Source organism: Niallia sp. Sow4_A1, assembly GCF_052116745.1.
GTDB lineage: Bacteria > Bacillota > Bacilli > Bacillales > Cytobacillaceae > Niallia > Niallia hominis.
Window position 1 is genome coordinate 1 of sequence record NZ_JBQKKM010000078.1, and the last position, 13,912, is coordinate 13,912.

Sequence of the window (13,912 nt, forward strand, 5' to 3'; positions counted from 1 at the left end):
TTTTTTCCAGCTACCGCGCTCTCGCTTGGTGGCCTTTTTGTCTAGTTGGAGGACGCGTCCCCCAACTAGACAAAAAGGATATTTATTCTCCCACAAACATTTTACTCATACGATTCTGCATGGGTAGAATTACAGCATACGAATTCAAAAGTATATAAATGGGGAAAAATAAAATTCTGGATGCTTTACTATTGGAAAAAGGTAGCCAATAAATTTAGTTTCCATTCCAAAAAATATAACAAAGAATGTCCGTAGCTAAGGCACTTAAAAGACACTGTGCCCCTGCTAAAAGAAAGAGCTGGGGCCAATCGATTTTGCTCTCGCAAAAATTTTCTTCATGCGTTTTTAATTGGTGCACCAGGTGGATAGTAATAAGGGGGGACTTTAATCCAGCCTCTTTGTCTCATTAAATCCTTTAAACTTGCACCGAATTTCATTTTTTCTAACATACATTGGGTAAACATAGTAGCTATATCATTTCGTATGCATTGGGAAACAGCTGCTGCACAGTGAGTAATGGATGCAGCGGTTTTAATGCCTAGTCCATTCATTATTTCGTCATCAGTCATTTTCACACCAAGAGGCACGGCCTGTGAATAAGATAGTGGTCGTTGTTCACTTGTTGGCGGCAATGGAATTCCTTCAGCTATAAGAAAGTCTCGAAACCATTGCCCATGCGCATCACATTGTTTAAAACTGTCTTTTAGTGACTTGATAACATCATCATCTGTTGTTGTATTTAATGCAACTTGAATATAAATATTCGCTTCATCCACAATAGTAAGATAAGTCCAGCAACTCATCACTTCACCTACATGCAGCGGATTTTTTGGCTCTACATCTAAATTCAACTGTAAATAATCCTTTAATGCTTCAAAAATAGTTGTCATCATAACCATCCTAATAGGGAATTTTTTTCATGAATTAACAATCCTATGTTTAAAAACAATGAATTGTTAGATAGTGGCTGCTTTCATCATTTATTTGCTTTTCGAAAAGATGCAAGTTATAAGAGAAAATGTTAAGTGCTATTCGATCAACTCTATTATTAGCATGTATTAGCGAATAAATTCGCAAGGAATGGTAAATTATTAATTTGCAAGGTGGAAACTTTTTTTCTCTAGACCCACTGATTTCTTTTCTGCTAATATAGTTAGGTTGACTTTTTGTACATATTGAAATTATTGGAAATAATAAAAAGAGGTTGATTAAAATTGGGATCGAGAGAAGTGCTAGCCAAAAGGGTAGCTTGGATTAGTGTCATTAGTAATATTGTATTAACTATTGGAAAATTAATAGTTGGCTGGGTGGGGAATAGTGACGCTGTTTTCGCTGATGGGATTCACTCTGCTGCAGATGTCTTTGCCTCTGTAATTGTATTAGTCGTTATTAAAATTGCAAATAAACCTGCAGATCAAGAACATCCATATGGACATGGTAAGGCAGAGATAATAGTATCAGGACTAGTCGGAATGATACTTCTTGGAGTTTCCGTCTATCTGGTATATGAAGTGATTATGGGATTCTTTCATCCGATAACAACGCCAAGCTTAATCGCAATGTGGGTTGCTGTAATTTCATATATTTCAAAGGTGCTTTTATATCGATATAGTAAGAAGATTGCTGATGAACAAAATAGTAAAGCGATTGAAGCAATTGCTTATGATCATAAGGCTGATATTGTTGCATCCATTGCAGCTGCGATAGGGGTTTTATTGTCTATAATCGGGGAAAAGTTAACGATTAATTTCCTTCTTTATGGGGACAAAGTTGCCACTATTATCGTCGCATTTTTAATCTTTAAAATTGCAAAAGAAATGGTAAGTGAAGCTTTTGATATTTTACTTGAGCGAAATATAGATTTAGAAATTTTAAGGGAATATCGTGAAATTATTGCTTCCTTTACGGAAGTGAAAAGGATTGATCGTTTACGTGCTAGAGAACATGGCCACTATATTTTAGTCGATTTACGAATTTCCATCGATTATGATAAAACGATTAAGGAAGGTCATGATTTATCAAGAAAAATCAAAAAGAAGCTAATGGCAAAACACGACAATATAAATGAAGTACTAATTCACCTGAATCCCTATTTTAAAGAATAGCGACTAGAGAAAAATTAAATGTTATTTGAAATGTGACAATATTAGTAACATATGCCTACTTCCATTGAATATAAGTACTAGCAGCACTATAGTAAAGATAAGATAATAAAGTCTTTCTTAAGGAGCAGAATACAGTGGAAAAAATATTATATATTACAGCAAATCCATTTGATGAATCTAGATCATATGGAATGGCAGTAGGTAAGGCATTCATTGAACAGTATAAAGCAACCAATCCAGAGGATGAAGTTACACACATTGACCTATATAAAGAATATATTCCTTCTATTGATGCAGACGTATTCCAAGGCTGGGGAAAACTGCAATCTGGAAATGGTTTTGATCAGCTATCTGATGAAGAAAAAACAAAAGTAAGTCGTTTGGCGGAACTAAGTGAACAATTTGTTCAGACTGATAAATATATTTTTGTTACCCCATTATGGAATTTATTATTTCCTCCTGTTATGAAGGCTTATTTAGATTCTGTAGCTGTAGCAGGAAAGGCATTTGAATATACAGCCGAAGGACCAAAAGGGCTTCTTTCTAATAAGAAAGTTCTTCATATTCAGGCGAGTGGCGGGATTTATTCTCATGGACCTTCTGCTGAAAAAGAAATGGGACATCGCTATTTAAAAACATTGATGGGTTTTTTTGGAATTGATGATTTCCAAGGATTATTTGTGGAAGGACATGATTTAGCTCCAGAAAAGGCAGAAGAAATTAAAGCGAATGCGATTGCTCGTGCAAAAGATGTAGCGGTAACTTTTTAAATAGAAAAAAGTCGAGAAAATCTTAAGGACATATAAAGAAGTTTTCTAAGAACGCGAACTTCTTTATATGTCCTTTTTTAATTATTATCCCATGCTTCATTTAATGTATTGCGAAAGAGATCATTTAATCGTTCTGTAGGGTCCAATAAATTTTTCTCTAATCCTTTTGCATATGTCTCTAAAAGGTTTATCTCCGTATCCAAAAATTCATTAATAAGGTTAATCCTTGGTTCTAATGCCAATTTTTGCCCTGATTTTTTTCTTTCTACTAACGATTCAATCTTTATACGAAGAGCTCCCATTGGAATAAGCACTTGTACTAGAGTGTTAAACTCCATTGGAGGTATTGTCTCGAAACTCTGCACCCACTTAGCAGCTAAAACTGGCCGCAATACATAAAAATATTTTTTTATTTTCACAATATCCCCTTGAAGATATTCTCGAAAATTTCCTTTTGCCATATTAATATAATGATAAAAAGTGGAAGTAGGAGAGAATACTTCTTTTTCTAAGTTTCTCATTTTTTCAATGGTCGAAAAGCGCTGATAATAAATCATATTGGAGTGTAGCCATTCTAATAAAGGTGGATTGGATTTTCGGAACAGCTTAAGTGCTTTAGTCAATTCCCAGCCACTTATATCTAATAAAGGATCTACAGGGATGGATAATGAATCACGTTTCGGTATCTCGATCACGTCTCGTTTGCGATCAATCGATAAATACCAGCTTGGATGATGAATATAAATAAAGCGAACATCATAATCACTTTCCTGAGAGGAAAACCCCCATGCACGACTACCTGATTCACAAGCATACAGTACTTTTATGTCATATTCTTTTTCCATTTGCGCTATTATTTTTTTGATATGATGTTCCAATAAGGTACACATCCTAATTATTTTTTTGTTAAAGAACATGGTAACATTCTTCCATCTTTTTTGTAAAATGACAACGTTTTCTTGTAAAATAGTAAGTAGTGTAGACTTTAATTAGCTTATTATAACTTAAGCTCAGTCGAAAAGCAGTTATACAAAGGGGGGAAGGGGAATTGAAGAATATACCTATTGCATTGCAGATGTACACGTTAAGAAATGAATGCGAAGTGGATTTTCGCGGGACTCTCCGTAAAGTTGCTAGTTTAGGTTTTCAAGGAGTAGAGCTAGCGGGATATGGCGGGATACCTGTAGGCGAATTAAAGGAATTACTGGATGAACTAGGTCTTAAAGTAGCAGCGTGTCATGTTCCTTTAGCTGTCATAGAAAGTAATTTAGCAGAAGTCATCCAAGAGCAGATAGTATTAGAAAGTAAATTTTTAGTATGTCCCTATCTCTTACCAGAGAAAAGAACAGAAGCTGATTATCAGTCCCTGATTACTTTCTTAAATAAAGCTGGAGCAAAGTGTCAAAAAGCAGGAATTTCTCTCTGTTATCATAATCATGATTTTGAATTAGATAACTTACAGGACGGCAGAACAGCATTAGATACGATAATGCAAGAAACAGACGTAAGATTTGTTTTTGCAGAACCAGATGTATATTGGCTTTCTAAGCGAGAATATGATCCAGCTAAATGGATTGATACATATAGAGAGAGAACGAAACTTGTCCATTTAAAAGATATGACAAAAGATGAAGAAGGTTTCTTTGCGGAAGTAGGGACGGGTGCTATTGATTTTCAATCCATTCTAAAACAAGGGAACGAAGCAGATATACAATGGTGGATTATCGAACAGGATGCTACGAGAAGAACCCCTTTTGAAAGTATTGAAATTAGTTTAAATAACTTAAGAAAAATGCTAGATGAACTAAAAAATGTAGTATTCAAAGAAATAGAGGGGACGGGTTTCTAGCCCCCACTATTTCCTTTCCGCTATGTTTATTATTGTTCTCTTAGTAAAGGCATAGAGCAGCAGCGAAAGGAACCACCAGATTTAATTATTTCTGAAAAATCAACTTCAATGACTTCATAGCCTCTTTTTTGTAGTTCTTTATTTACGCCTTCATTCATAGGTAAGCTAAATACTTTTTTGTTGCCAATGGATAATACATTGGTACCTAATGTTGCTTGCTCTTTTGCACTTATATGAATTAAATCATAACGATCTCGTAACATTCTTTCTTTTTCTTTATGGAATTCTCCTGGAAATATTAGCGCCTCAGTAGGAGACAGAACATTAAAAACACAATCAAGATGAAGATACGTATCGGTAAAGGGAACATGAATTACATCATAGGATGGTAGTAATGTTTGTAAATGACGGATAGCAAATTTATTTGTACGCTGACTAATGCCAACATAAATGGTTTTACCATCAATGATTACATCTCCCCCCTCAATCATATTACCTTTTATATCGGTATAAGTAATTTCTTGTTCTTTTAAATAGTCTATTAAAATCTTTTCCTCTCCTCGTCTTACTTCACGAGCCATTTCCGCAACGAAGATTTGATTACCTAATGTGAAGCCAATATCTCTTGTAAATACCTGTTCATGGTATTTTTCCTCTGGAGGAAGAAGAATCGTTTCTACTCCGTGCTCTTGCAGCTTTTCAACAAACATTTGATGCTGTCTTTCGGCGACATTTCGATCAATATTTTTCTTTGCATGTTTTTTTTGAATATCGTTTATAGGAACTTTAATAGCCATATATTCCGGGGAAACTAAAACAACTGTTTTTAATGAATCATATTCATTAGAACAATGTACTTTCATGACAAAATCCTTTCCATTGTAGTATGGAAGTAGTTTTTCCAGTTTATAATTTTTTTATGAAAGAACTTGAGTTGTTGGGTTTATTTGAAGGGAAGAGCACTTTATATGGAAGGATATGAAAGCCACAAGGAAAATTGAGAAGAAGTGGTGTTCATCAAGCGCTTGACGACAACCATAGCAAAGGAAAATCCTAAAAAGTAGGATTCATCCATCCTGATAGAAAGATAATAAATACAAAAAGCCAGTGAAGGTTCCTTCACTGGCTCTTGATGAATAGATTATTAACTTTCGTCTATATCCTTACGATTTTTCTTAAACATTTTTGAAAGAACTTCGTATACAATTGGAACAATAACAAGGGTTAATAAAGTAGAACTGATTAAACCACCAATAACCGTAATACCAAGGTCTTTAGAGATTAATCCACTACCACCTGATCCAATTGCTAATGGAATTAATGCACCAATTGTTGCAATTGCTGTCATTAGAATAGGGCGAAGACGAGTAGAACCTGCTTCCAGAATCGCTTCACGCATATGCATTCCATCACGTTCCATATGAATGATGCGGTCTACTAATACGATGGCATTTGTTACAACAATACCAATTAACATGAGTAATCCCATCATAACCGATACGGAAATAGTTAGACCTGCCAGATATAAGCCTACAAATGAACCAATAACGGCAAACGGTAAACTAAATAAGATAGAGAATGGGGCAACCCCTTCACGGAATGTTACAACAAGAATAAAGTATACAATCGCAACAGCAGCAATCATTGCTACACCCAATTGCGTAAATGTTTCATTCATATCTGCTGCAACACCAGCAACATCTATTGTAACGCCTTTTGGTAAGTCGATTTTATCGATTTCTTGATCCACTTCACTTGTTACTTTGGAAACATCACTACCAAGAATTTTTCCTGATACAGTTGCGTAATACTCTCCTTTACTACGAGAAAGTGTATTTAAAGTAGTTCCTTCTTCTACTTCAACAAGCTCTGAAAGGGGCATCGTATTTCCTAATGCAGTTGGAATTTCTGTGTCTAGCATATCGTCAATTGATTTTGGCTGTGCTGCTTTTTCTTGCTGAACGATGACATCTAAAGCTTCACCATCTTTTTCAATGGTTGTGACAACATCTTTTGTATTATCTGGGCTTAGCATCATTAGAAGCTGACCTGCTGTTAAGCCGTACTGCAATAATTCATCTTGATCTACGTTAAATGTATATTCTACATATGCATCTTCAGCAGTAGTTGAAACATCTTCTAATTTGTCGTTTTCTTTTAAAATATCTTCTGCTTTTTTAACAGCTTCATTAAGCTTATCTAAATCTTCGCTATAGAATGTATAGCTTACTTCATTTGTTGACATTCCCATTGATGAGAAGTCTTGCGTTTTCCATTCACCAGACTGACCAATATTTGTAATGTATTCTTCAATTTCATCACGAACTTCTGGGAAGTTCTTCATATCTTCATCAAAGATTAGGTACATAAGTGCACCGCCAGCTCCCATGCCCATCATGGCACTTTGTGCATCAGCAGTATCATTGATAGATAATTGAACAATATCAATATCTTTGCGATCAAGCATTTTTTCTTCTACTTCTGTAACGTTCTTTAATGTTTCATCCTTTAATTCACCAGTTTCTGGTGTATAGGTGATATACATTGTTTTTTCTTCTTCACTTCCTAAGAAGCTAAAGCCGATTAAAGGAGTAAGAGCAACACTTCCAGCTAATAACACGACTGCGATAAGAGAAGTGATGATTTTATGGTTAAGAGCTTTTTCAAGAATCCCCTTATACCAATTCGCCAATTTGCCGGCTTCTTTATGAGTGCTTTCTACTTTCTCTCCATATAATTTCTTCTTGAATAAGAAGTGAGAAAGAGCTGGCACAATTGTTATTGCAACAAGTAAGGATGCGCCAAGTGAGAATGCCATTGTTAAAGCGAAAGGACGGAATAATTCTCCAACCATTCCACCAACAAACATCAATGGTGCAAATACAGCTACCGTTACTAATGTAGAAGAAAGGATTGGTTTAAACATTTCAATCGTTGCTTCTCTAATTAAGGCACGACCTGTTAATTTTTCTTCTTTAAGGTGAAGTCGTCGGTAAATATTCTCCACAACAACAATAGAGTCATCAATTACCCGACCAATCGCAACCGTGATAGCACCTAGTGTCATGATATTTAGCGTAATATCCATCCAGTTTAGTAGTAACAATGCCATGAAAATAGAAACTGGGATGGAAATAATAGAGATAATCGTTGATTTAAAATCGCGTAAGAATAACAAAATGATTAATACAGCAATTAAACAACCAAATACTGCTTTTTCAATCATCGTAAATACCGATTTTTCAATTGGAGCTCCTTGGTCAAGAGAAACATCAATCACTAAACCATCGATATTTTTTTGTTCGTCTTCCATTAAATCTTTAACACTGTTCACGACATCAACTGTATTAGCTTGCTGTCCTTTCACTATTTGTATTGCAATGGCGTCTTCACCGTTAGTACGAGAGACAGATTCTACTTTCCCAACCACTTCAATTGTAGCAATATCACTAAGTTTGACGAATGGTGATGGATTTTGTTCCGATGGAGTTACAGGGATAAGCATATCCTTTAGCTCTTTTTCTGTCATGAACTTTCCATCGATTGCAACTGCTTGTTCCCCTTCTTCAAACTCGTAAAGTCCTAAGGAAACTGCTAAGTTGCTTGCTTGGATCATTTCTTTAACTGTATCTTCAGTTAGATCCAATTGTGCCATTTTTTCTTTATCATATGTTAAATCTACTTCTTCAATATGCTGTCCGGTGATAGTTGCAGAAGCAACACCATCAATTTTTTCGATTTTTGGAAGGAGGATTTCTTCAACAGTTGATGTTAATTCTGTAATATCTTCTTCTGTACTGCTGACACTTAACGCTACAACTGGCATCATATTCATACTGATTGCTGTAACTGTAGGTTCCTGTGCATCATCAGGCAAGGTGATATTATCTAAAGCAGATTGTAAAGCTCGTTTTGCTTCATCCATATCTGTGCCATATTCATACTCTAGTTGAACATTTGCCATGTTAGAATAAGAGTTCGAATAAACAGCTTTTACATCTTCAAGATTTTCAACAATTTTTTCTATTGGCATGGAAACCTCTTCCATGACCTTTTCCGGAGTTGCTCCCGGGTAAACATCCATTACGGTTAAGTATGGAATCGAAATATTCGGTATGGTCTCCATATTCATTCTCGTACCAGAATAAATACCTGATACAGTGATAATAATGGTTAGAAGCCAAACCGCAAGTTTGTTACCTAACACAAAATTTACTAAACCTTTCATAATACACCTTCCCTTTATTGACTAATCTAACTCATTTACCTATAATAAATGACTAAGTGGTCATATGTCAAACGAGAGTTCATAGGAGTGGATGAGCATGACGAAAAAACAGCTAATTATGGAAAAATCAATTGAGTTATTTGCAAAACAAGGATTTTCAGCTACCTCTGTACAACAAATAACGGAGCATTGTGGCATATCAAAAGGTGCCTTTTATTTATCCTTTAAGTCTAAGGATGAACTAATTATGGCCTTAGTTGATTATTTTATGGAACAATTTATCGCAAAACTTGACTATGCAGTCAATCGTGAAGAGGATGTCCTTTATCATTTTTATTATGAAATCTTTTTTGCATTTAAGGAAAATTCTAGTTTTGCTATGTTATTTCTTAAAGAGCAAGCGCTTTCTTTTGATGAAGAATTTATCAATAAATGTACTTATTATGACCATTTACTGGAGAAAACAATCGTGCGCATGATTGAGAAAGTTTATGATCCGTCCATACAGAAATTGAAATTTGATTTAGTATTTAGTATTAAGGGTTTATTAAATACTTATACGCATATTGTTTTAAGTCATCATGAATGGATTGATTTTGATTTGCGAATGCTTTCAAACTCTCTAGTGGAAAAAACCGATATTCTTGCTACCCATACGAAATCTCCATTTTTTACAGAGGAAAAATATCAGCTGCTACATCATTCCCTTACAATAGAAGTAGCTACAAAAGAAGAGCTATTACATCAATTAAAAGGGAAAATAGAAGAAGTGGAAGATGTTTATGTGAAAGAATCTTTATCATTACTTACCGTAGAGGTGGAAGAAAGAACACTAAGTAATGTTTTAATCAAAGGTCTAATTGAAAATATTAGGCATCATCGAGATTGTATGTGGCTATCTTATTTATTATTTAACTATTTTAAAATGGATAGAGCTCAAGAAAAATAACATATTAGTAAGGATGAAAGTAATCATACAAATTAGAAGAGAAGTATGAATGGTTATAAATAAATCTGAGTACTGAAGGTTTAGTGTTTAAATAAAGCGCTAAACCTTTTTATTTTTTCGGATGGATATATATGGATATATGATGAGGCTGATGACCTGAATTACTCTATTTGGCAATTCTGTTACCGTGAACAATCAAGAGGAACGTTGACACTCGTAATCTACTATATTTATAATCTCACATAGAAAGAAAGCGTTTACTTTAATTAGAGAGATAGACTATAAGTAAATGCTTAATTTAGTAGTAACTATTATTTAGGAATGTGAATAGGCTTTTTCTAAATAACAGATTGCTTAAATCTAGAGCAGGAGGAGAAAAAATGAACCAATTTGTAAGGAAGCTACTTATTATTCTAACTGTATTGGTCCTTGTTTTAACTACAAGAGGATTCACCTTCGAACAAATGAGTGCGAAGGCAGAGAATACAGAAGCAAAGGAAATACCTGAACACACATTAAGAATTCATTATCAAAAAGAAGACAAAAATTATGAGGATTTGGGATTATGGCTATGGGATGATGTAGCATCTCCTACTGCTAATTGGCCACAAGGAGCTATGGCTTTTGAAGAAGAGCAACAAGATGAGTATGGTACATATATTGATATTCCTTTGAAAGAGGATGCAAAAAAAGTTAGTTTCCTAGTCGTAAATCGTACAAATGGAGAAAAAGAGGGCGGAGATAAGACGGTTACCTTAAGCAACCCCGCGTTGAATGAGATATGGATTAAGGAAGGTTCCGATACGGTAAATCTATTCGAACCAGTTAATTTGCCTGAGAATACAGTAAGAATTCACTATCAACGAGATGATCAAACTTACGACAAGCTAGGTTTATGGTTATGGGAAGATGTAGAATCTCCGTCTGTTAATTGGCCAACAGATGCGCTTGCATTTGAAAAAACAGATCGCTATGGCAGCTATGTGGATGTTAAGGTGAAGGATGATTCACAAAAGATTGGCTTTCTTATTGTGAACCGAGAAAATGGAGAAAAAATTGGCGGGGATAAAGGTTTTGCATTACTTGAAGAATATGATCATTTATGGATAAAGAATGAAGATGATAATGTTTATATTTCTCCATATTGGGAAACGCCAACTGATTTGGTATCTGGTGAGTTATTGTCTGATAAAGCAATTCAATTAATCTTTTCTAGTACAAAAGGTCTTACAGAGGAAGCTTTAGCCAAAGACCTATCTATTGTGGACAAGAATCAAGAAGCGATTGCTTTTGATGGCGTGAAAATTTCGAATGAAACAATTGTGGAAGTAACAGGAGTTTTTGACGCAGAAAAAGGACCGTTTACGATTTCTTATCAAGGAAGAACAGTGACAGTCAAATCTGGCTGGAAACTGTTAGATGAAAATTATTTCTATGAAGGAGACGATTTAGGGGCTACTTATCATAATGGGGATGCAACGTTAAAATTATGGGCACCAAAGGCAACAAAAGTTACAGCCGTTTTTTATGACAAAAATGATGCTGCTAAGAAAATTGGTAGTTTAGATTTAGTACAAGGTGACAAAGGTGTTTGGAGCGTGGAAGCAGAGGCAAAAGAGCTGGGGATTAACAATGTAAGAGGATATTACTACCAATATGAAGTAACAAATGACGGGAAAATATCAAAAGTTTTAGATCCTTATGCTAAATCAATGGCTGCTTTTACTGTGAACACAGAAGGAAAGGTTGGCAGCGATGGTGATACAGTTGGTAAGGCAGCAATTGTTGATCTAAGTCAAACAAACCCAGCAAACTTTAATAGTGCGAATATTAATGGCTATGAAAAACGAGAAGATGCAATCATTTGGGAAGCGCATATTCGTGACTTTACTTCTGATCCGACAATTGAAACAGATTTAAATGGTCGATGGGGTACCTATAAGGCATTTATTGATAAGCTAGATTATATTAAATCCCTTGGTGTCACGCATGTTCAGTTACTTCCAGTAATGGCATGGTATTGGGGGGATGAGACAAAAATGGGGGACAGAGAATTAGAGTATTCTTCAGCAGGAAATGAATACAATTGGGGCTATGACCCACATAACTATTTCTCTCCAGATGGTGCATATTCTGAAAATCCGAAAGACCCTGAGCAGCGTATTAAAGAATTAAAGGAGTTAATAAATGCCATTCATGATGCCGGAATGGGAGTCATACTAGATGTCGTTTATACCCATATGTCCAATGCGAGTCTATTAAATGATATTGTGCCAGATTATTATTTTTTCCAGGACAGCAATGGCAAATTTGTCGGAGGGTTTGGGAATAACTTGGCAACAAATCACAAAATGGCGGAAAAGCTAATGATTGATTCGGTAAAATACTGGTTTACTGAATTTAAAATTGATGGTATGAGATGGGATATGATGGGGGATGCGACCTATGAAGCTGTGCAAAATGCTTATGATGCAGCAGCAGCTATCAATCCTGATGCATTATTTATCGGGGAAGGCTGGAGGACCTTTTCTGGACAACTAGCAGATTCATCTTTAGCAGGAAAAGGTGCGGATCAAGACTGGATGGATAAGACAGATAATGTTGGTGTTTTCTCCGATGAAATGAGAAATGAGTTAAAGTCAGGGTTTGGATCAGAAGGGGAGCCGCGCTTTATTACGGGAGGAGCTCGTAATATTCAAACGATTTTCAACAATATTAAAGCACAGCCATCCAATACTCCGGCAGATGATCCAGGGGACATAGTGCAATATATTGAAGCACATGATAATTTACCATTATATGATATTATTGCGAAAGCATTGAAAAAAGATCCGTCCATTCCAGCTAATGATCTGGAAATTCATAAACGTATTCGTCTTGGAAACTCGTTGATTTTAACATCTCAAGGAACGGCTTTCTTACATGCTGGCCAGGAATATGGAAGAACAAAGCAATGGCTAGGTAAAGGAATTCCAGAGCAAAAATATGATGAATTCACCGATGAAAATGGTAACGCCTTTGGCTATTTTATCCATGATTCGTATGATTCTTCTGATGCAATCAATATGTTTGATTGGACAAAAGCAACAAATAAGGAAGAATATGCAGTGAATGATGAAACAGTCGAATATACAAAAGGATTGATTGAATTAAGAAAATCAACAAATGCATTTCGTTTAGGGGAAAAGAGCCTTGTAAATTCTAATGTGACATTAATAGAAGCGAAGGAAATTCAGGAAGAAGATCTTGTAATCGCATATAAAAATGACTCAACAGATAATACAGGAAGCTACTATGTATTTATGAATGGTGATACAAAATCAAGAGATCTAACATTAAAGGAGGACTTAACAGGCTACAAAGTGCTAGTGGACGATGATGAAGCTGGCAAAGATGCTGTTTCAGAGAAAAGTGGTTTCACATTAGCTGCTGATAAAATCACACTTGATCCTTTAACGACTGTTGTCATAAAAAATGAAAAAGAAACAGAAGGAAATCCGGATAATGGTACTACTGCCCCAACGACACCAGAAACGCCAGGTGATTCAACAGATCCAGTTACACCTGAAACTCCAGAATCTACTACACCAGAGAATCCAGATAAAGAAAATCCGTCTGGTAAAGACGAAAACCCAGTTAATTCTGACAAAGAGGTCAATGGTGGGAACGATGAAAAAGCGGATAATGACAAGAAGGATACTAGTGACCAGAAATCCGAAAATGTATTGCCAAATACAGCGACAAATAATGGAACATATTTGTTGATTGGAATCATTATTTTAATAGCTGGAGTAAGTCTTTCTTTCATCCATCGTAGAAAAAAACAAATACACTAATAAGTGAAATAAAAGCAGAAGTCAGGATTTTATTATTAAAAACTGATTTCTGCTTTTTTTATATACTCAACTTTCGCACCAAAAAAATAAGTGCAAATCGTTAGTTGTATTGCGTCTATGGTCTATTAAATATGTTGCTTGACAGTGTTTAATAAAATGAAATAACACCTCATTC

8 protein-coding genes and 1 pseudogene are annotated in these 13,912 nt (G+C 35.3%); 5 read left to right on the plus strand and 4 right to left on the minus strand.

The genetic code is table 11. The annotated features are described in order from the left end of the window. Positions 1 to 335 precede the first annotated feature (335 nt). Positions 336 to 890 (minus strand): DUF3231 family protein, encoded by a 555-nt coding sequence (locus tag ACTQ5K_RS24180; protein WP_031536374.1) that lies wholly within the window; start codon positions 888 to 890, stop codon positions 336 to 338. A gap of 324 nt (positions 891 to 1,214) precedes the next feature. On the opposite strand from ACTQ5K_RS24180, the gene ACTQ5K_RS24185 reads away from it, so the two are divergent. Together ACTQ5K_RS24185 and ACTQ5K_RS24190 are read left to right on the plus strand one after the other, a co-directional pair. After that, a complete protein-coding gene (locus ACTQ5K_RS24185) occupies positions 1,215 to 2,105 on the plus strand; it encodes a cation diffusion facilitator family transporter (protein ID WP_031536376.1) in 891 nt (296 codons plus the stop codon). 134 nt (positions 2,106 to 2,239) lie between these two features. Further along, positions 2,240 to 2,875 carry an FMN-dependent NADH-azoreductase gene (locus tag ACTQ5K_RS24190; protein WP_031536377.1) on the plus strand — a complete coding sequence of 212 codons (636 nt, stop codon included), beginning with the start codon at positions 2,240 to 2,242 and terminating at the stop codon, positions 2,873 to 2,875. A 77-nt stretch (positions 2,876 to 2,952) separates the two neighbouring features. On the opposite strand, the gene ACTQ5K_RS24195 is transcribed toward ACTQ5K_RS24190, so the two are convergent. Beyond that, positions 2,953 to 3,753, minus strand: a complete 801-nt coding sequence (locus ACTQ5K_RS24195) for a nucleotidyltransferase domain-containing protein (RefSeq protein ID WP_031536378.1) — start codon at positions 3,751 to 3,753, stop codon at positions 2,953 to 2,955. Positions 3,754 to 3,923: 170 nt separating this feature from the next. Here ACTQ5K_RS24195 and ACTQ5K_RS24200 point away from each other — a divergent pair, with 170 nt between their 5' ends. After that, positions 3,924 to 4,724 (plus strand): sugar phosphate isomerase/epimerase family protein, encoded by an 801-nt coding sequence (locus ACTQ5K_RS24200; protein WP_031536379.1) that lies wholly within the window; start codon positions 3,924 to 3,926, stop codon positions 4,722 to 4,724. A gap of 29 nt (positions 4,725 to 4,753) precedes the next feature. Here ACTQ5K_RS24200 and ACTQ5K_RS24205 read toward each other — a convergent pair whose 3' ends face one another. Next, positions 4,754 to 5,587: a dimethylarginine dimethylaminohydrolase family protein gene (locus tag ACTQ5K_RS24205; protein WP_031536380.1), complete on the minus strand. Its 834-nt coding sequence runs from the start codon at positions 5,585 to 5,587 to the stop codon at positions 4,754 to 4,756. A gap of 281 nt (positions 5,588 to 5,868) precedes the next feature. Further along, positions 5,869 to 8,952 (minus strand): efflux RND transporter permease subunit, encoded by a 3,084-nt coding sequence (locus tag ACTQ5K_RS24210; protein ID WP_031536381.1) that lies wholly within the window; start codon positions 8,950 to 8,952, stop codon positions 5,869 to 5,871. 97 nt (positions 8,953 to 9,049) lie between these two features. Here ACTQ5K_RS24210 and ACTQ5K_RS24215 point away from each other — a divergent pair, with 97 nt between their 5' ends. Next, positions 9,050 to 9,901, plus strand: a complete 852-nt coding sequence (locus tag ACTQ5K_RS24215) for a TetR/AcrR family transcriptional regulator (protein WP_031536382.1) — start codon at positions 9,050 to 9,052, stop codon at positions 9,899 to 9,901. A gap of 500 nt (positions 9,902 to 10,401) precedes the next feature. Continuing rightward, a pseudogene (locus tag ACTQ5K_RS24220) lies at positions 10,402 to 13,737 on the plus strand (pullulanase); the annotation flags it as partial. Positions 13,738 to 13,912: the final 175 nt, after the last annotated feature.